The 18,793-nt window shown below is 63.9% G+C and carries 15 protein-coding genes; 10 read left to right on the top strand and 5 right to left on the bottom strand.

The window, feature by feature from the left end; translation table 11 throughout:
- Nucleotide 1: 1 nt before the first annotated feature.
- From HNQ40_RS09550 to HNQ40_RS09540, 3 genes are read left to right on the top strand one after another with little or no spacing between them, the layout of a single operon-like run.
- A complete protein-coding gene (locus HNQ40_RS09550; protein WP_184677613.1) occupies nt 2-298 on the top strand; it encodes a hypothetical protein in 297 nt (98 codons plus the stop codon).
- Nucleotides 299-341: 43 nt separating this feature from the next.
- On the top strand, nt 342-2,255 hold the full coding sequence (locus HNQ40_RS09545; RefSeq protein ID WP_184677612.1) for a mechanosensitive ion channel family protein: 1,914 nt from the start codon (nt 342-344) through the stop codon (nt 2,253-2,255).
- The gene (locus tag HNQ40_RS09540) at nt 2,239-3,432 is read left to right on the top strand and encodes an endonuclease/exonuclease/phosphatase family protein (RefSeq protein ID WP_184677611.1); all 1,194 of its coding nucleotides are present in this window, start codon (nt 2,239-2,241) and stop codon (nt 3,430-3,432) included. Before HNQ40_RS09545 ends, HNQ40_RS09540 begins: the two co-directional genes overlap by 17 nt.
- Before the next feature lie 424 nt (nt 3,433-3,856).
- Here HNQ40_RS09540 and HNQ40_RS09535 read toward each other — a convergent pair whose 3' ends face one another.
- Nucleotides 3,857-4,807 (bottom strand): NAD(P)-dependent oxidoreductase, encoded by a 951-nt coding sequence (locus tag HNQ40_RS09535; protein WP_184677610.1) that lies wholly within the window; start codon nt 4,805-4,807, stop codon nt 3,857-3,859.
- Nucleotides 4,808-4,870: 63 nt separating this feature from the next.
- Between HNQ40_RS09535 and HNQ40_RS09530 the strand changes: the two genes are divergently transcribed.
- From HNQ40_RS09530 to HNQ40_RS09520, 3 genes are all read left to right on the top strand, one after another.
- Entirely contained in the window at nt 4,871-5,821 is a 951-nt protein-coding gene (locus HNQ40_RS09530; RefSeq protein ID WP_184677609.1) for a DNA-methyltransferase, read from the top strand.
- Nucleotides 5,822-5,903: 82 nt separating this feature from the next.
- On the top strand, nt 5,904-7,502 hold the full coding sequence (locus HNQ40_RS09525) for a family 16 glycosylhydrolase (RefSeq protein ID WP_184677608.1): 1,599 nt from the start codon (nt 5,904-5,906) through the stop codon (nt 7,500-7,502).
- Between the two features lie 174 nt (nt 7,503-7,676).
- On the top strand, nt 7,677-8,333 hold the full coding sequence (locus HNQ40_RS09520) for an outer membrane protein (protein ID WP_184677607.1): 657 nt from the start codon (nt 7,677-7,679) through the stop codon (nt 8,331-8,333).
- 109 nt (nt 8,334-8,442) lie between these two features.
- Here HNQ40_RS09520 and HNQ40_RS09515 read toward each other — a convergent pair whose 3' ends face one another.
- The 3 genes from HNQ40_RS09515 to HNQ40_RS09505 are packed head-to-tail and all read right to left on the bottom strand — an operon-like array spanning nt 8,443 to nt 10,303.
- Complete coding sequence (locus HNQ40_RS09515) at nt 8,443-8,784, bottom strand: DUF3817 domain-containing protein (RefSeq protein WP_221435459.1); 342 nt, start codon at nt 8,782-8,784, stop codon at nt 8,443-8,445.
- Between the two features lie 19 nt (nt 8,785-8,803).
- The gene (ylqF, locus tag HNQ40_RS09510) at nt 8,804-9,688 is read right to left on the bottom strand and encodes a ribosome biogenesis GTPase YlqF (protein WP_221435458.1); all 885 of its coding nucleotides are present in this window, start codon (nt 9,686-9,688) and stop codon (nt 8,804-8,806) included.
- 45 nt (nt 9,689-9,733) lie between these two features.
- Entirely contained in the window at nt 9,734-10,303 is a 570-nt protein-coding gene (locus HNQ40_RS09505; protein ID WP_184677605.1) for a TetR/AcrR family transcriptional regulator, read from the bottom strand.
- A gap of 124 nt (nt 10,304-10,427) precedes the next feature.
- Between HNQ40_RS09505 and HNQ40_RS09500 the strand changes: the two genes are divergently transcribed.
- Complete coding sequence (locus HNQ40_RS09500) at nt 10,428-10,973, top strand: carboxymuconolactone decarboxylase family protein (RefSeq protein ID WP_184677604.1); 546 nt, start codon at nt 10,428-10,430, stop codon at nt 10,971-10,973.
- Nucleotides 10,974-11,159: 186 nt separating this feature from the next.
- The gene (locus HNQ40_RS09495; RefSeq protein WP_184677603.1) at nt 11,160-11,705 is read left to right on the top strand and encodes a hypothetical protein; all 546 of its coding nucleotides are present in this window, start codon (nt 11,160-11,162) and stop codon (nt 11,703-11,705) included.
- A gap of 38 nt (nt 11,706-11,743) precedes the next feature.
- Here the strand turns inward: HNQ40_RS09495 and HNQ40_RS09490 are convergent, their stop codons facing one another.
- Nucleotides 11,744-13,267 (bottom strand): RecQ family ATP-dependent DNA helicase, encoded by a 1,524-nt coding sequence (locus HNQ40_RS09490; protein WP_184677602.1) that lies wholly within the window; start codon nt 13,265-13,267, stop codon nt 11,744-11,746.
- Nucleotides 13,268-13,423: 156 nt separating this feature from the next.
- Here HNQ40_RS09490 and HNQ40_RS09485 point away from each other — a divergent pair, with 156 nt between their 5' ends.
- The gene (locus HNQ40_RS09485) at nt 13,424-13,906 is read left to right on the top strand and encodes a YHS domain-containing (seleno)protein (protein ID WP_184677601.1); all 483 of its coding nucleotides are present in this window, start codon (nt 13,424-13,426) and stop codon (nt 13,904-13,906) included.
- Between the two features lie 243 nt (nt 13,907-14,149).
- Nucleotides 14,150-18,142: a DNA polymerase III subunit alpha gene (dnaE, locus tag HNQ40_RS09480; protein ID WP_184677600.1), complete on the top strand. Its 3,993-nt coding sequence runs from the start codon at nt 14,150-14,152 to the stop codon at nt 18,140-18,142.
- Nucleotides 18,143-18,793: the final 651 nt, after the last annotated feature.

Here is an 18,793-nt window from a genome sequence, read left to right as displayed (position 1 = left end):
CATGAGCTGGAAAGTCTTCCTCAATCAGGACCCCCGCTTCAGCAGCGTCTACGAGCGTGTCGGCGGCAAGCCGGCCTGGCCGACCATGGCCGCCCTGTTCTGTGGAGCCCTGGTGGTCGTGGTGCCGGTGGTTCTGGCTCTGCTGGCGGGTCTGGCGGTGGGGTTGGTGGTGTATGCCGTGGCCTCGGTGATTGCCGGTATCGGGGGGTGGTTCGCCGGCCTGGGCGGAGGTTCCAGCAAACAGCCCGCCATGCCCGGGGACGAGCTCCGCGAGAACGTGCGGGTCATGCAGCGCTGACCCAACGTTGCCCAGCCGGCGTGATCCGGTAACCTCAACCAACATGAAACTGTCTCGCCCAACACTCTGGTGGCTGATCGGCTGCTGGTGCTGCGTCGTGGTCTCCACCTTGCCGGCGCAGCCGCAGGAAACGACCGCCCCACCCGCCGTAAACACCATCCCCACGGCCAACGGCCCCGTGCCGGTCGCCTACGACTCACCCCGGGCGACGATGCAGACCTACCTCGGCGCGATCCACGCGGTGCGCGACGGGTCGAACGAGTACTGGCCCACGGTCTTGGCGTGTTTCGATCTCGAGGCGGCCGACCTCCGCGCCGACGACTACGCCGCCAAGCAGCGGGCCGAGCAACTGCTTGAGGTACTCGACCGGGTCCGCTGGGTGGAGTTCGCCACCCTCGACGACGCCGAGTCCATCGAGCCTGGCCAAGTCAGCTCGGTCTTCTTCCCCCGCCCGTTCAATGAAGACGACGCCAACCTCGCCCGCAAGTTCGAGCTCGAATCCGAGAACATCACCTTCGACCGCGTGGCCTCGGGCGATTGGCTATTCAGTGCCGACACCCTGCGACAGCTGCCCGCCTTGCACCGCAAAGCGGTCGCCAAGGGCCGGCTCCAAACGGTGGACAACGCCTACAGCTCGGTGCTCGAGCGTTACATCCCCGCCTCGCTGGTCAGCCAGCAGTGGCTGCGGATCAAGTACTGGCAGTGGATCGGCATCCTCGTCCTGATCCTGATCGGGGTCGTGGTGGACCGCATTCTGCGGGTCGGCTGGCGCGTGATCGTGGTGCAACAGATCGGCCGACGCCGGGGGCAGGAACACGCCGACTCCATCGCCGTCGCCGGCCGCCCGGTTGGTCTGTTCGTGGCGGGTCTGATCTGGCTGCTGGCGATGCGATTGCTGGGCCTGCCCAATGACGCCCACGAACTCCTCTACGGAGCCGCCGCGGTATGGACTGTCCTTGCGGGCACCTGGGCGGCGTGGCGGATCGTCGATCTCGTGGCGGAAATCGTCGCCTCCCGCGCCCGGCGGACCAAGACCAAGTTCGACGACATCCTCATCCCGCTCATCCGCCGGGCCATCAAGATCTTCATCATCGTCATCGGCACGATCTACGGCGCCGAGGCCCTGAGCATCCCCATCGGCCCGATGATCGCGTCGCTGGGCATCGGCGGAATCGCCTTCGCCTTCGCCGCCAAAGACACCATCGAGAACTTCTTCGGCAGCGTCGCGGTGCTCCTGGACCGCCCCTTCGGCGTCGGCGATTGGGTGGTCATCGACGACGTCGAGGGCACCGTCGAAGACGTGGGCTTCCGCAGCACCCGGATCCGGACGTTCTACAACTCGCAGGTCACCGTGCCCAACTCCACGCTCGTCCGCGCCAAGGTCGACAACTACGGCCGCCGCCAGTACCGCCGATGGAAAACCCACCTGGGCGTCCAGTACGACACGCCCCCCGACAAGCTCATAGCCTTCACCGAAGGCATCCGCGAGCTCATCCGCACCCACCCCTACACCCGCAAAGACTACTACCAGGTCTGGATGCACCAGTGGTCGGCCAGCAGCATGGACGTGCTGCTCTACATGTTCTTCGAGGTGCCCGACTGGAACACCGAGCTGCGCGAACGCGAACGGCTGTTCATCGACATCGTCCGCCTGGCCGACACGCTCGGCGTGAAGTTCGCCTTCCCGACGCAAACGGTGCATCTATTTAAGGAAGAGCACCCGCCCAAGCTGCAGGAAGGCGAGGAGCACCAGCCCACGCACGACAAGCCCACCTCCATGACCGACCGCCGGTCCATGATCAGCGGCATCCGCGCCGCCCAGGCGGTCATCGCCAACCAGTCCTGGCAGACCGAAATCCCCGGCCCGCAAACCTACGGCCAGGTCGGCCCGACCCCGCTCGACGAGGCCGGCAACGAAACCCTCGACCCCGAGAAAGACGATGAGAAACCCGCGTAAGCCGCTGCCCGCGATCTTCGCCTGCTCGCTTTCGGTTCTGGCCTCAAGCCTCTGCGGCGTAGACCTCCAGGCCCAAACCACCCAAGAACACCCCGCCGAGGTCATCCGCTTCGCCACGTTCAACGCGGCGCTCTCCGGCGAAACCGCGGAAGAGCTTTCCCAACGGCTGTCTACGCCGGATGACGAGAAGCTCAAGAAGGTCGCGGCGATCATCCAAACGGTCCGCCCGGATGTGCTTTTGATCAACGAGTTCGATCACGACCCCACCGGCCAACTCGCCGAGCAGTTCCAGAAGAACTACCTGGGCGTGGCCCAACACGGGGCCGAGCCGATCACGTTTGCCCACGCCTATTCCCCCGAGGTGAACACCGGCCTGCCCACCGGCCTCGACCTCAACGGCGACGGCACGATCGGCGGTGCGCCCGACGCCCACGGCTGGGGCGAGTACCCCGGGCAGTACGGCATGCTGCTGCTCTCCCAGGCCCAGGACGAAGCCAAAGTCGTCACCGACCTGCAGACCCGGCCGTGGAAGCGGTTCCCCAAGAATTCATTCCCCGACGACTACTACCCCGTCGAGGCGCAGAAGACGCTGCGGCTGTCTTCGAAGAACCACGTCCTGCTCCAGCTCACCGTCAAAGACACCGCGTTCTCCGTATTCATCAGCCACCCCACCCCGCCGGTGTTTGATGGCCCCGAAGACCGCAACGGCAAACGCAACTTCGATGAGATCAGCGCGATCGCCTTGGTCTGCAACCGCAGCGTCGATCAGTTCCACCGCCCCATCGTGGTCATGGGCGACCTCAACGCCGACCCGAACGATGGCGAATCGATCCCCGGGGCGATCGATCAGCTTTTGGACAACCGGCGGTTCACCGACCCACAGCCCCGCAGCCGTGGCGGCGTCGAAAAGGCGCTCGCCGACGGCGGGATCAACGCCGAGCACCAGACCGACCCCGCCCTCGACACCGCGGACTGGGGCGACCAGCCGCCGCGTGGCTCGGGCAACCTGCGGGTCGACTACGTCCTGCCGACCCACGACTGGACGGTGGTCGACGCCGGCGTCTTCTGGCCCGCCCCGGATGAGACCGGCCACGGATGGATCGATGCCTCGGACCACCGCTTGGTCTGGGTCGATCTGAAATACGAGGTCCAGCCGGGCGAATCTGCCCCGAAATGACGGCCCGCGGGACGGGTCGAGCAATCAGGACAATACGCGCATAAAAAAAGCGGCCAGGTGGGGGAGCCTGACCGCTAGAGAGGGTTGCATGGCACGTTGCATGCCACGCGGGTGGGGGCGATTAATTTTCAACGTTGATGATCGATGACTCGCTCTTCAACAGACACATTGTATCTTTTTTGTTAGATCAGCCAAGACTTTTTTCATCTTTTTTTGCATTTATCTTAAGGTATTTAAACGACTTAGGATCAATTACTGCCTCACATTGCAGCATTGCAGAATTGCGAAAGTTGATGTTTTGAACAGGGTTCTGGGGGCTGTTTAAAAAACAGGCATTGACTTGCCCGGGGCCGGTGCATATCAGGCATTTTCCTAGGCGCACCGACCGCGCTGAAGTCCCCGCCGGTGCGTTTATCCAACCCCCTCAAAACGCGGGGTAGCTCGGCTCCTTACCCGCCAAAACCGCATCAACATCCCGGACCACCCAGCTCATGTTCTTGAGAGCGGTCCCCGTCCGCGAGGCCAGGTGGGGCAGGAGCGTGACGTTCCCTAGCCCGTGCAGAGGAGAATCGGCGCTCGGGGGCTCGGGGTCGTGGACATCCAGGAACGCCGACGCCCTCGGGGAAGCCTCCGCCCATGCCGCCAGGGCGTCGTGGTCCACCAGCATCCCCCGCGCGGCGTTGATGAACACCACGTGTTCTCGCATCGCGGCGAACGCCGAGGCGCCCATCATCTGCCGGTTCTCCGGCCGACCATCCACGTGCACACTCACCACATCCGACCCGGCGTAGAGCTCTTCGTGGCTGCAGTAGGTAAACGGGTAGTCCACCGCCTTGCGCATCTCCGCCTCGGGAAGCAGGTCGCAGACGTGCAGATTCATCCCGATCGCGTGTGCCACCTGACCCAACCGCTTGCCGATTCGGCCGAAGCCGAGGATGCCCAGAGTCATCTCGTCGAGTTGGGTGCCGACCTCGGTTTTGCGCATCGCGTGGAACACCGCGTCGTCCGCCCCGCCGGGCAACGGCGTCTTGGGCCGGACGTGGTCGATCATCAGCCCGGTGACATACTCGACCACCGCCTGGGTGTTCGCGTCGGGTGTGTACACGACCCGAACCCCCGCCGCCTCGCACGCCGGCAGGTCGAAGTTGTCCAGCCCTACCCCCGCCCGGCCGATCACCTTCAGCTCCGGGGCCTGGGCCAGCAGCGCCGCGTCCACCTGCGTGTAGGTCCGCACCACCATGCCCTGTGCCCCGGGGAGATGCTCCGCCATCGCCGCGGGATCGTCGTGCGCCACCCACACCACCTCGGCCCGCTCGCCGAGCCAGGCGGCGCATTCCTCATCCAGCCGTTCGGTAATCAGCACTTTGGGTTTCATGCCCACAGCGTACCAAGCCGTGTTCTAGCGCGAAGAACGCGCGCCTGCTAAACTGCCCGCTTCATGCCCACCAAGACTCGGAAATCCAGGCCCGCGAGAACCCCCGCCACGCCGCCACGCAACACCATTGCCCAGGGCGACTGCATCGAGCAGATGAAGACGTGGGCCCAGGCGGACCCCGGGTCGGTGGACCTGATCTTCGCCGACCCGCCGTACAACATCGGGTTCGAGTACGACGGCCACTACGTCGACCAACGGCCGGACGACGATTACCTCCAGTGGACCTACGACTGGATCGATGCCGCCGCCGACCTACTCAAGCCCACGGGCAGCTTCTACATCCTCATCGGCGACGAGTACGCCGCCGAGACCCGCGTCCACCTCAAGAAGCTCCAGCGCGAGGGCAAGCTGCTCTTCCGCAACTGGATCGTCTGGCACTACACCTTCGGCCAGCGTTGCAAGATCAAGTTCAACCGCAGCCACGCCCACCTGTTCTACTGCGTCGGCAGCGCCGCGGTGAACAAGAAGACCGGCAAGCCCAAGAGCAACCTGACCAAGAACACCCCCTTCACGTTCCACTACGACGAGGTCGCCGTGCCCAGCGCCCGGATGACCACCTACAACGACACCCGCCAGAACCCCAAGGGCAAGCTGCCCGACGACACGTGGGTACTCAAGTTCCCCGCGATGGAGAACTGGCACGTCCGCCCGCAGGACGCCGCCCACGAAGGCGCGTTCGATGCGGGGTGGGACACGTGGTACCAGTCGCGACTGGCCGGCACGTTCAAGGAGCGCGAGCAGTGGCACCCTTGCCAGCTGCCCGAGGCGTTGCTGGAGCGGATCATCCGGTGCTCATCCAACGACGGCGACTTGGTTTTCGACCCGTTCGCGGGCAGCGGCACGACCCTGGCCGTCGCCAACAAGCTCGGCCGAGACTGGCTGGGCTGCGAGCTCTCGCCGGACTACCGCAAAAAAGCCCTCAAACGCATCAAGTCCGCCACCCCCAAGTCCTGAAACGGGCTTGGCTTAGTCAGGCCGACCTAGGTAATTCCCCGATAAGGCTGCGTTTTCTGGCCCACAGGCCTATCCTTTGGGCATGGTCAAGTACTTCATCTCTAGCGTTCTGGCCTTTTTTTGCGTTGCCTCGCTGTCAGCCACGACGCTGGCGGACGACACGACCCACGCCCCGAATTCCAACGGACTGATCGTCTGGCTCGACGCATCGCAGCCCGACACGCTCAAGACCGACAACAACGGCCGTGTGGTGGAATGGCACAGCCGTTCGCCCGCCAAGGTGAAAGCCCGGGCCGCGGCCGACTCGGCCCCCCGACTCGTGGGCGACGCCTTCGGCGAAGGCCGGCCCGCGCTGCGCTTCGAAGGGCAGCATTGGTTCGACACCGACGCCTTGGCCCAGGGCCCGGGCAGCCTCACCATCTTCATCGTGTTCAAGCGCGACGCCGACCTCGCCGGCGGCTCACGCTGGCAACGCCTGCTCTCGGCCCACGACGGCCAAAGCAAGAACGACACCAAGGGCAAGAGCGTCTTCCGCGACACCAACGGCACCGCCGACGCCATGCGCGCCCGGATCTTCACCGCCAGCCTCAGCGGCCGTCACCGCGGCCCGCTCACCCTCGGCCGCAACCAGCTCAGCGGCAACGAACGCCTCCAGGGCGACATCGCCGAGATCCTCATCTACGACCGGGGCTTCCTCGTGGATGAACAGTTCGCCGACGTGCAGAACTACCTCGCCGCGAAGTGGGGCGTCGTCGAAGATCCCCGCGACGACTGGACCCGCGCTCGCCCCCTCGGCGAAACGCCCGAGCGCATCACCGACAAGCTCCCGCTCTCCGACCAAAACAACGAAGGCAACTGGAAACGCTACCCCAAGATGACCGACGCCTTCGACGGCAAACGCCTCAACGCCAAGAAGTGGCACGACCACAACCCCAACTGGTACGGCCGGGTCCCCGCACTCTTTCTCCCGAGTAACGTTGAGGTCGCCGATGGTGAACTACACCTCACGATGCGCTACGACCCCGACTACCCCAAGGTCACCCAGTACCGCGACTCGCTCTACGAAAACTACAGCTCCGCCTCGGTCCGCAGCGTCGAACCTGTGCTGTATGGCTACTTCGAGATCGAGTCCAAGGCCATGGACTCGGCCGGTTCCAGCGCCTGGTGGTTCAGCAGCTCGATGCGCAACGCCCAGGGCAAGACCTCCCGCACCGAGATCGACGTCTTCGAGCTCGGCGGCAAAGCCATCGGCCACGAATACAATTACAACATGAACGCCCACATCTTCGAGACCCCCGAAGACGGCAAGAACCACTGGAACAAGGGCGGCAAGTGGAAAGCGCCCTTCCGCTTCGCCGACGACTACCACGTCTTCGGCCTCGAGTGGACGCCCGAGCACATCAAGTACTACGTTAACGGCGTTCTGGTCCGCCGGATGCCCAACACCCACTGGCACACCCCGCAGTACATGCTCTTCGACTCCGAGACCATGACCAACTGGCTCGGCTGGCCCGAGCCCGAAGACCTGCCCTCGACCTTCAGCATCCGCTACGTCCGCGCCTGGAAGAACGCCGGGACGTACAAACCCGCGCTCGAGAAACCATGGCGGCCGCACCGCACCGGCGAAACCGACGTGACCCGGTTCATCCGCCAGTACGAAAAAGACCTCGGGCTCGACTGAACCCCATCGCATGATCGCCTCCCGTGAAGAGCGTCGAGCCGACGCCCGATATCCCATGCGCCTGGCCGTCCGATAGCCCGACGCCGACGAAAGCATCCCGCCTCCCGTCGATGAAAAAGAACGCCCATGCCCCGGCTCAAGCGGTGATTCACTCTAAAACGCGGAGACCCCACGATGAACAGTTCGCCCCTTTGCCTGACCCGACTGGTCCGCCCGACCCTATGCATGTTGACGGCGTCGTGCACCCTCGCCGCCCCTTCCGCCTCGGCGTTCATCTACCTCGACCTCGGCGTCGGATTCCCCAGCAACGATCCCGCCACGCTGTTCGATGACGACGCAGCCGGCACCGACTTCGAGTTCGACCTCGACACCAACACCGCCTTCTACGGCGCGATCGGTATCGACGGCGGCCTCCTCCGCAACGAACTCGAACTCACCTTCCGTGACACCGAAGGCGTCCTGCTGCGGACCGACCCGCCCTCGGCCGACGCGGGCAGCGGCAGCTTCGACAACATCAGCCTGATGACCAACATCTACGCCGACCTCCCGCTCCCCGCAGGCTTCGAGCTCTTCGCCGGCGGCGGCATCGGCGTGGTCATGTTCGACGGCGACGCCACCGGCACCGGCAGCCTCGGCACCGCCGACTTCGACGACGCGGGCTACGGCTTCGCCTACCAACTCAAAGCCGGCGTCGCCTACGAACTCACCCGCAACCTCCAGATCACCGCGGGCTACCGCTACTGGGCCTCCACGGAAATCGACTTCGGCGACTTTGAACTCGACGACCTCGAGTCCCACGCCGTCGACATCGGGCTGCGCATTTCGTTTTAAAACGGCACACGACCCACGCTTCGATCAAACAATCGTTTAGCCGCGGATCGTAGATCCGCGCTCCGACACCACAACGCCACCAACACGAACGGCGATCTCCGATCGCCCGCTAAACCACCGGATGACTTGCGGCCGCCGCGGTTTCGGTTTCGTACCGCTTGAGCTTGAAATCCATGAAGAACGGCCCGCCCGGCAGGATCGCCCCGATCATCGTCATCAGCGTGAGCTTGGTCGGCAGGCCCTTCGCCCACGCCGCGGCACACAACAGCCAGAGCAAGATGAAAAGCAGGCCGTGGGCCATGCCGACGTAGGACACCGCCCAATCCATCCCAGCCTTGTATTTCATCGGCATCGCGACGCAAAACAAGAGCAAGGTCGACACGCCTTCGATCAGACCCACCGTCCGCAACACCCGCATCAATCCGCTCGGCACAACCACCGCAAACTCCATCAAACAAAACGCCAATCGATCACGGCAGTTCCAGGCTCACGCGTCCCAGCTTGCCGCCCCGCAGTTCACGCAACAATAGCTCACTCGCGCGGGACATTTCCACCTCGCCCCCCGCGATCAAACACCCACGCTTCCGGCCGATCAACTCGATGAACGCAAACGGCGCGTTCTCGTCTTCCGGGTCGGGCAGGTCCGCGGGGTCTTTGATCTTGTAGCGCTCGATCAAACGATCGGGGTATTGGGCCAAGAGGTATCGCGCCGCGTGCGGGCCCAGGAGGTCGTAATCGGTGGCGGTGTCTTTGATCGCGCCGCTGACCGCGAGGTTCAGGCCGATGGCCTCGTCATCGAACTTCGGCCAGAGGATGCCGGGCGTGTCGGTCAGCACGATGTCGCGGTCGAGCTTGATCTCCTGCGGCCCCTTGGTGACCGCCGGCTCGTCGCCGGTCCGGGCCACCGACTTGCCGCGCAGCATATTGACCAGCGTCGACTTGCCCACGTTGGGGATGCCCACGATCGTCACCCGCACCGGCTTGTTCTTCTCGACGCGCTGCGGCGCGAGTCGGCGGATCAGCTTAGGGATGTTCTTGGTCGCCCGCTTGTCGCTGAGGTTCACCGCCAGGGTCTGCACGCCGCGTCGGTTGTGGAACTCGTCCCGCCACTTCGCGGTCGCCTCGGGGTCGGCCAGGTCATCCTTGGTCAGCAGCGTGATGCAGGGCACATCGCCGGGCCGGCCTTCGGGGCCTTTGCCCGGGACGTTCCGCCGGAGTTCATCCAACAACGGGTTGCTCGACGAGCCGGGCAGGCGGGCGTCGAGCAGTTCGATGACCACGTCGGTCCGGGGCATCAGCTCGGTGAGCTGATTCCGGGTCGTGTTCATATGGCCGGGGAACCATTGGATGGGCATGGGTGGTGGCGGGTGCGGGGTGTGGTCGGGGGATCAAACAGCCGACTACTTTACGGGGATCGCGTCGTCGATGAGTTTCCGGGCCGACTCGTGCACCGCGTCGCACAGGACTTCGCACCCACCGATCTGCTGGTTGACCATCAGCCCGTCCATCAACGCCCCGAGCTGGAACGCCAGCCGATGGGGCTCCGCGGCGCCGGCCGCGGCCGCGAGGGTCGAGATGTACTGACGGACCAGGCGTTTGTGTTCCGCCGCCGCCTGGTGCACGGGGTGGTCCATCTCGCCGAACTCCGCCGCGGCCCGGGCGAAGATGCAGCCGGAAAACCCGGGCTTGTCGACCTCGTCACTCAGGGTCGGAAAAATCGCTAGCAAGCGGTCCCGCGGCTCACTGGCCCTCTTCTCCACCTCGGTCATCAGCCAGGAGCGGAACCGGCGGTCCTTCAGCTCCAGGGTCGCCACAATCAGCTCTTCTTTCGAGCGGAAGTGGTTGTAGAGCGTCATCTTAGCGACGCCCGCCTCGGCCAGAACCCGGTCGATGCCGACCGCATGAAACCCCAGCCGGTCAAACAGGCCCAAGGCGGATTCCACGAGTTGTTCTTGCTTGGTTGAAGGCATGGGTGCTCCGGGAGTCTAGCGGATGGCCAAACGAGAATATTTCAGACCGGTGGAAATAGATAGACCGATCTGTCTGTTCTGTGATCAACGTAACCCGAACCCTCCCCCTTCTCTGGAGAAGACCATGCCCCGCATCCAACCCGTTGACGTTGACCAGCCCTCCGCCGAAGCCGCCCCGCTGTTGGACGGCCTCCAGCAAAAACTCGGCCGTGTGCCGAACATCTACGCCACCATGGCCCAAGCCCCCGCCGTGCTCAAAGGCGCGCTCGACGCAACCGGCACCCTCGGCGAAACCTCGCTCTCCGGTGCCCTGCGTGAGCAGATCGCTCTGGCCGTGGGCGGGGCTAACCGCTGCGACTACTGCGCCGCGGCCCACACCGCGATCGGCAAGATGAACGGCCTGACCGACGATCAAACCCAGGCCGCACTCGCCGGCTCGGCCGACGACGCCCAGGCCCAGGCCGCGATCACCTTCGCCCGGGCCATCCTCGACCGCGAAGGCTTCGTCACCGACGACCAACTCGCCGCCGTCAAAGCCGCGGGCTTCGGCGATCAGCAGATCGTGGAGATCATCGCCGTGACCGTGTTCAACATCTTCACCAACTACATCAACCACATCGCCGAGACGACGGTCGACTTCCCCGAAGTCCAGATCCCCGAAACCGTGTGATCCGCTCGACGGCGACCTCCATCCCATGACACTCACCCCGGCTGCACCCCACGTCCCTGCGTGGGGTGCGGCTTTTTGTTTCATCCGCGATTCAGAAAAACCGCTCCGCCGGAATACTCACGCCCCGGGGCCGGTTGTACCCCCGAGCCACCACAAAACACCGTACTCCCAACCCTTGGAGCAAAGATGAAGTCCACACACCCCGGCTGGATCGCAGGTATCACTTGGCTGTTTCAGGTCGCCATCGCGGTTCTGCTGCTGCAGACACTGTTTTTCAAACTCACCTACACCCCGCAGACCCAGGTGATCTTTGAATCCATCGGCGGACGCCCCGCAGCCACGCTGACCGCCTTCGCGGAACTCGTCGCGGCCGTGCTGCTCTTGGTCCCCGCCGGGTGGCTGACGCGGATCGATCCGTCGTGTGCGTGCTCGGCCCGTGAGATCCGAGGCTGGACCGACTTCAAAGGCTGGGTGGGTTACGCCAGCGCCATTGGCGCCGCCTTCAGCCTGATGGTCATCGGCGGCGCGATCGCCACCCACCTCCTGATCATCGGCATCGTGATCCCCGTCGCCCCGGGCAGCATCGAAACCGATGGCGGCACGCTCTTCGCCCTGGCCTTGGCGATCGCCGCGATGGCCGCGACGGTGACCTGGTTCCGCCGCCGGGAACTCAACGCCTTCGGCCACGCCGTGCTGAACCAGCTGCCGTCGCACAAAGCCCTGGCCGCGTAAGCCTCCAAACGACCCCAACCCCTGGCCCTCGAAGCGTGTCACGCTTCGGGGGTTTTTTCAATCCCGAAGTATTCGTTCAGGAACGCCTTGCGGTCGCCGTCGTGGTTGGCGTATTTCACCAACGCCAACAGCTTCATCTGGTCGCGTTGCAGTTTCTGAGCCAGGCGTTCTTCGTCGAGCAATTCAGGAGCCAGGTCTCCGACGAGGCGTAGCTCAGGGTGGTCGTCCTCGCGCCAGTTCGAGTCGGGGGCGAGGGTGCCGTAGCGTTCGAGCATCGCCAGCGCGGTGTCGAGTCGGCGGTCGTGCCTGCCCTGCTTGGCGTGGAGCTCGGTACGCATCCAATCCAAACCCTCGGCGTGGATACGGTCGGTTTCGTGTTCGAGCAGTGCGAACACCCGCTGGTAGAACTCCGCATCGGGGTTGGCCCAGCGCATGAATTCCATCTGCGTGGCGAGGTCGCGCTGGTCGTAGAGCAGCCGACACATGGAAGGCTTGCCGTCACGGCCCGCCCGGCCGATCTCCTGGTAATACGCTTCGAGTGAGCCGGGAAGATCGGCGTGCACCACAAAGCGGATGTCGGCTTTGTCGATGCCCATGCCGAAGGCGTTGGTCGCAAGCACCAACGGGCACTGGTTGTTCATAAACGCGTCTTGCACGTCGCGGCGTTGCCGGGCGTCGAGGTCGCCGTGGTAGTTGAGGTGGGGGATGCGCTGGGCGCGCAGCCGTTCACTGAAGTCGCGGAGGGTTTTGATCAGGGTGAAGTAGACGATGCCGCTGCCGGTCAGCCGTTTGGGGGTTTGCGGGTTTTCGTCGGACGGTGGCGCTAAGCCGCGAGCGGCTTGGGTGATGTGTTCGAGCTTGCCATCGTCGTCCCAAACTTCTTCGACTTCGAGCGTGAGGTTCGGCCGATCGATGCCTTCGTGGAAGGTCTGGACTTGATCCGGCGCGTCACCGGGCGTTAGGCCGAGCTGGGCGATGATGTCACGCTGCACGTCCGGCGTGGCGGTGGCGGTCAGCGCGACCGTGGTGGGGTTGCCCAGCAGCTCGCGGAACGCGTCGATGCGGGTGTAGTCGGGGCGGAAGTCGTGGCCCCACTCGCTGACGCAGTGCGCTTCGTCCACCGCAAGCAGTGACACGCCGACCTTCTCCAACGCCTCGCGGAACTCGGGTTTGCGGAACCGCTCGGGGGTGACGTAGACAAGCTTGAACTGCCCCGCAGCCAGCCCGGCGTAACACTTCTCACGTTCGCCCCGGCTCAGCGACGAGTTGATGTAGGTCGCGTCCACCCCCTTGGCACGCAGCGCATCGACTTGGTCTTTCATGAGCGCGATCAACGGCGAGATCACCAACGTGATCCCCGGGCGGTCGTCCCGGGACGCCAGAGCCAAGGCCGGGACCTGGTAGCACAGCGACTTGCCTCCGCCGGTCGGAGCCAGCACCAAGGCGTGGCCCTGCCCCGCGGGGTGTTCGGTGATGCGCTGGATCACCGGCCCCTGCATGCCGCGAAACAAATCGTGCTGAAAGACTTCCCGGAGAACGTGCTGGGCGGCGACAAACGACATAAGCGAGATCGGCGGGGCAAAAAAAATCGAAACCACGAAATAGACAGATCGGTATACCAGTTGTCCAATCATCGCAGGCCGACGTCGGCCTGACCTAGCCCCCCAGTCTACCGGGCGATTAACCCCCGACCCGGCCCCCGATCGAGGAGATCAAACGTGAAGTTCCACCTAACCATCGCCGCCGCCGCTCTCGCCCTGACCGTTTTTGCCCTGCCCACCGCCTTCGCCGGCGACGGACATGACCATGACCACGGTGCCAAGCCCCTGACCACTGCCTTGGGCCTGCAGGGTTACTCGCCCGTGTCGTACTTCTCTGAAGACGGCCCCCATTTCGGTTCGCCCGAGTTCTCCGCGGAGCACGAGGGCGTGACCTACTTCTTCGCCAACGCCGAGGAACTGAGCACCTTCAACGGCGACCCCGAGAAGTACGCTCCCGCTTACGGCGGCTGGTGCGCCTTCGGCATGGCCGTCGACCAATACTTCCCCGTCGACCCGACCCTCTACAAAATCGTCGACGGCCGCGTCTTCCTCTTCCTCCAGAACGACGAAGCCAACGCCCTGGAGCTCTGGAATAGCAAGGACGAAGCCGAGTTCACCCAGAAGGCCGACGCGTTCTGGGCCAAGGAAAACGGCGAGTAAGTCTTACTCCCCGTCACGCCAACGAACCCACTAAGCCCGCTCATATCGAGCGGGTTTTTTCTTGCGCCAACAGCCGACACTTTTTCCACATTACTTGGCCTCCAAACCCTGAAAAACTTAGGGTTCTTAACCCCCTATTTCATACCACGAAGCTTGCTAAAATCTCGTTACGACCTCGGTGGTTGACTCCTGTGTGTCCGCCCGACACCTCCGCCTCCTCCAACCCCGCGAAAGCCGCCACGGATGGCCAAAGCCCCCAGCCCCAATTCCTTCGTTCACCTGCACCTGCACAGCCAGTACTCGCTGCTCGACGGCGCGAACCGGCTGGACCGCTTGGTGAAGCGTGTGAAGGAGCTGGGCATGGACGCCGTCGCCGTGACCGACCACGGCAACCTGCACAACGCCGTGGAGTTCTACAACCTCGCCAAGAAGGAAGGCATCAAGCCCATCCTCGGCATCGAGGCGTACGTCGCCCCGGACGTCAACGGCAAGCCCAGCGACCGGACCAACCGCGAGTTCACCGGCGTGTCCGACGGCGGGTTCCACCTCGTACTCCTCGCGGAAAACCAACAGGGCTGGCAGAACCTGCTCAAGCTCTCATCCGACGCCTACCTCAACGGCTTCTACTTCAAGCCGCGGATGGACAAGTCGACCCTGACCGATTGGTCCGATGGCCTCATCGCGATCAACGGCCACCTCGGCTCGTCGCTCGCCTACCACCTCAAGCAGTTCCACCAGACCAACGACCCGTCGCACTGGAAGAACGCGGTCGCGGAAGCCAAGTGGCACCAATCCATCTTCAAGCCCAACGACAAGGGCGAGCCGCGTTTCTTCCTGGAGATGCAGCACCACGAAGAACAGCTGCAGCGCGACCTCAACCCGCACATCGCCCGCCTTGCGGAAGAGCTCGGCCTGCCCTTGGTGTGTGACAACGATGCGCACTTCATGACCGCCGACGACTGGGACGCCCACGACTCGTTGTGCTGCATCTCGATGGGCAAGATCAAGTCCGACCCCAGCCGGCTGCACTACCCCAAAGACCTCTACGTCAAGTCGGCCGACGAGATGTGGGACCACTTCGGCGAGAAGCACCCCGAGGCGATCCACAACACCCGCAAGATCGCCGACCGCTGCGAGGTCGAGATCGACTTTGATGCGAACCACGCGCCGGTTGTCCGCATCGAGACCGACCTGCCCACGCTACCCACCGAGAGCAAGGGCGCTCTGAAAGTCATCGAGCGGTTCAGCAAGACCTGCGAACACCCCGCCGGCTCGACCGCGTGGTACAAGAAGTTCTGCGAGACGATCCGCGTCGAGCCGTTCGACAGCGAGAACGACACCGACTCGGAAGACGACCTGAAAGAGCAGTGCGACGGGGCGCTGCGTCTGCTCACCGAGGCCGGCGCGATCTGGCGTTACGGTGCGCCGGAAGACTGGAACGCCGACCCGCTGCAGGAAGAACACCGCGCCCGGATGGAGCGTGAGCTCAAGGTCCTCAAGGACAAGCTCATCTCGGCGTACTTCATGATCGTCTGGGACTTCACCAACGAAGCCCGTGCCCGCGACATCCCCGTGCTCGCCCGTGGCTCCGGCGTCGGCACCATGACCGGGTTCTGCCTGGGCCTGTCCAACGCCTGCCCGGTCGAATACGGCCTGCTGTTCGAACGCTTCACCGACCCGGACCGCACCGAATACCCCGATATCGATATCGACATGTGCCAGGACGGCCGGGGCGACCTGATCAAGTTCGTCCGCGACAAATACGGCCACGTCGCCCAGATCATCACCTTCGGAACCCTCAAAGCCCGCGCCGCCATCCGCGACGTCGGCCGGGTGATGGACCTCCCGCTCGGCGACGTCGACAAGGTCTGCAAGCTCATCGGCGACGGCCTGAAGACCACCCTAGACAGCGCCCTCGAACAAGAGCCCGACCTGCGCAAGCTCTGCGAAGACCAGCCGCAGATCAACGACGTCTACCAGACCGCCCAGCGCCTCGAAGGCCTCGCCCGCCACGCCGGCGTCCACGCCGCGGGCGTCATCGTCGCCACCCAGCCCCTCGACAACATCGTCCCGCTCTACAAAGCCCCCGGCAGCAAGGGCTCGGGCGGCGAAGACACCATCGTCACCCAGTGGGACGGCCCGACCTGCGAAAAAGTCGGCCTCCTCAAGATGGACTTCCTGGGCCTGCGCACCCTCTCGATCATCGAGCGCGGCAAGCTGCTCGTGAAGCAGTCGCTCAGCGAAGAGATGATCCTCGAGTCGGTCGGGGCCGACCCCGAAAGCCCCGACGACCCGCTCGACCTCGAACGCCTGGAGTACGACGACGCCCGCGTCCTCGAGCTCTTCGCCCGCGGCGAAACGGCCGGCGTGTTCCAGTTCGAATCCGGCGGCATGCGCGGCCTGCTCATGTCGATGAAGCCCGACCGCCTCACCGACCTCATCGCTGCCAACGCGCTCTACCGCCCCGGCCCGATGGAGCTCATCCCCAACTACAACCACCGCAAGCACGGCACCGAAGCCGTGCCCAAGGTCCACGAGATCGTCGACCGCCTCACCGAAGAGACCTACGGCATCATGGTCTACCAGGAGCAGGTCATGCTCGTGCTCAACGAGCTCGGCAGCATCCCGCTCCGCCAAGCGTATTCGATCATTAAGGCGATCTCGAAGAAAAAGGAAAAGGTCATCAACGCCGCCCGCGCCGACTTCATCAAGGGCGCGGGCGACAAGGGCGTCAGCGAGAAGCAGGCCGGCGACCTGTTCGACCTGATCCTCAAGTTCGCCGGCTACGGCTTCAACAAGTCACACTCCACCGGCTACGCGATCGTCGCCTACCAGACGGCCTACCTCAAGACCTACTTCCCCATCCAGTACATGGCCGCGGTGCTCACCTACGAATCGGTGAACACCGAGAAAGTCGTCGAGTACATCGACGAATGCAAGAAGGTCCTGCTGCCCAACGGCCAGCGCGGCGTCGAGGTCAAGCCGCCTGACATCAACCTGTCCGACGTCGCCTTTACCGTCGTCTACGCCCCCGGCGAAAAACGCGACCCCAACCACGGCCACATCCGCTTCGGGCTCAGCGCCGTCAAAGGCCTGGGCGTCAAAGCCATCCAGTCGATGATCGACGAACGCCGCGCCAACGGCCCGTTCACCTCGCTCTACGACTTCTGCGAACGCGTGTCGAGCAAAGTCATCAACCGCTCCTCCGTCGAAGCGCTCATCAAATGCGGCGCGTTCGACGCCCTGCACGGCATCGAGAAACGCTCGGCCATGGTCGCCTCGATCGAAGAAGCCATGAAGTCAGGCGCACAAGAAGCCGAGCTCCGCTCCAGCGGCAGCTTCCTCTTCGGCGACGTGGATGCGCAGCGCAAGGAAGAAGAAAAAACCCAGCCGGTGAAGACCCTGGCCGAGTGCCCGGAGTGGACCAAGAAGGAATGCCTCGACTTCGAGAAGGAAGTCATGGGGCTTTATGTTTCGAGCCACCCGCTGCAGGAATACGCCGAGCAACTCGAGCGGTTCAGCCAAACCTCCATCCCCGATATCTACGGCCTGCCCGCCCAACAAGAAATCATCGTCGGCGGCATGCTCAGCCGCGTCCGCCCGACCATGGTGAAGAACGGTCGATCCGCCGGCAGCAAGATGGCGATGCTCACCCTCGAAGACAGCAAGTCCAACAAGATCGACGCGGTGTGTTTCGCCGACACCTATGCGACCTGCAGCAACGCCTTGGAGATGGACGCCGTGGTGTTCCTGCAGGGCAAGGTCGACCGAAGGCGCGAAGAACCCAACATCATCGTCGACAAGGTCATCCCCATCGACCAGGCCCACCTCAAGCTCACCCGCACGGTGAAGGTCGTGATCGAAGACACCCCCGACTGTGACCTCAACGGCGAGTCCAAACAACAGCTCAACAAGCTCCGCGAGGTCTTCCGCCAGGGCGCGATGCGCGCCAACGGCAGCGCCGCCGAGGTCGTGCTTGAATTGCACCAGGAAGGCACCGTCGTCGAACTCCGCCTCAACGGCCTACGCGTCAGCCCGGACGACATGCTGCTCGCCAGTGCCGAAACCATCATGAAAGGCCTGCCCGGCCGAACGGCTCGCTGCGAACTCCACGGCGCCCCCAAGATCAACCGCCGCCGCTCCATCGAACGCCACGGCGAAGTGAAGTCCGAAGGCGACCTCGCCTTCGCCATGCACGACGACGGCGGGATGTCGATCGACCGGCTAGATAACTGACCCTCCACACGTAGGTCAGGTCTTCGACCCGACACCCTCCACCTCTGCTCCGCGTCAGGTCGAAGACCTGACCTACGACCGAATCATGCGCACAAGATGTCGCATGGATTCAAAGAAAACAGCTGTGGGTTCAAAGAATTTCATCTGTTGCCGTTGCTGAAGTTGCAAGCGTGCTGATCATCCGAACGACCTTTCGGTGCGACACCCCTTTCGTCGCAGCCCCCAGTGTCGGACCTCGGTGGCATTCCAGGTGTGAAGGTTGCACAGGCAAGGCGCCAAGCCCACCCATACCCGAGGACTCCGGGCTGATGGCCCGAGCGGACGTGGCGATGCTTGAGATACCACCTTGCCGGGATCTCTCAAGGTCGGAGCCGTGACGGGAAGGCGGTCGTGGGTTTGGATTCGGGTGTTGTTTTGCCGCAGATTACGCAGATGACGCAGATTGATTAAAGCGATGAATCCAAAGATAGGGCACGACAAGCATGATTGATCAATTGGCTTTCATCATGTTGATCGTGCTTATCTGTGGATGCTGCTTACCTTGAATCCGCGAAATCTGTGAAATCTGCGGCAAACAACCTCCCACCCACCGCACCACGCGTGCCATAGCGTGCCCCGCAACCGGAGACGGACGGGGATCGAGGTGCGGCG

Source organism: Algisphaera agarilytica, from assembly GCF_014207595.1.
GTDB classification, from domain to species: Bacteria; Planctomycetota; Phycisphaerae; order Phycisphaerales; family Phycisphaeraceae; genus Algisphaera; species Algisphaera agarilytica.
The sequence above is the reverse complement of the archived record's forward strand: the minus strand, read 5'-3'. Positions and strand labels throughout refer to the sequence as shown.

Bases quoted from the DNA above. Each gene is read 5' to 3' on its own strand.
- HNQ40_RS09540 (WP_184677611.1), top strand. From the start codon at position 2,239: ATGAGAAACCCGCGTAAGCCGCTGCCCGCGATCTTCGCCTGCTCGCTT.
- dnaE (WP_184677600.1), top strand. From the start codon at position 14,150: ATGGCCAAAGCCCCCAGCCCCAATTCCTTCGTTCACCTGCACCTGCAC.
- HNQ40_RS09505 (WP_184677605.1), bottom strand. From the start codon at position 10,303: ATGCCTTCAACCAAGCAAGAACAACTCGTGGAATCCGCCTTGGGCCTG.
- HNQ40_RS09495 (WP_184677603.1), top strand. From the start codon at position 11,160: ATGAAGTCCACACACCCCGGCTGGATCGCAGGTATCACTTGGCTGTTT.
- HNQ40_RS09525 (WP_184677608.1), top strand. From the start codon at position 5,904: ATGGTCAAGTACTTCATCTCTAGCGTTCTGGCCTTTTTTTGCGTTGCC.
- HNQ40_RS09535 (WP_184677610.1), bottom strand. From the start codon at position 4,807: ATGAAACCCAAAGTGCTGATTACCGAACGGCTGGATGAGGAATGCGCC.
- HNQ40_RS09490 (WP_184677602.1), bottom strand. From the start codon at position 13,267: ATGTCGTTTGTCGCCGCCCAGCACGTTCTCCGGGAAGTCTTTCAGCAC.
- HNQ40_RS09530 (WP_184677609.1), top strand. From the start codon at position 4,871: ATGCCCACCAAGACTCGGAAATCCAGGCCCGCGAGAACCCCCGCCACG.
- HNQ40_RS09520 (WP_184677607.1), top strand. From the start codon at position 7,677: ATGAACAGTTCGCCCCTTTGCCTGACCCGACTGGTCCGCCCGACCCTA.
- ylqF (WP_221435458.1), bottom strand. From the start codon at position 9,688: ATGCCCATCCAATGGTTCCCCGGCCATATGAACACGACCCGGAATCAG.
- HNQ40_RS09500 (WP_184677604.1), top strand. From the start codon at position 10,428: ATGCCCCGCATCCAACCCGTTGACGTTGACCAGCCCTCCGCCGAAGCC.
- HNQ40_RS09545 (WP_184677612.1), top strand. From the start codon at position 342: ATGAAACTGTCTCGCCCAACACTCTGGTGGCTGATCGGCTGCTGGTGC.
- HNQ40_RS09550 (WP_184677613.1), top strand. From the start codon at position 2: ATGAGCTGGAAAGTCTTCCTCAATCAGGACCCCCGCTTCAGCAGCGTC.
- HNQ40_RS09515 (WP_221435459.1), bottom strand. From the start codon at position 8,784: ATGGAGTTTGCGGTGGTTGTGCCGAGCGGATTGATGCGGGTGTTGCGG.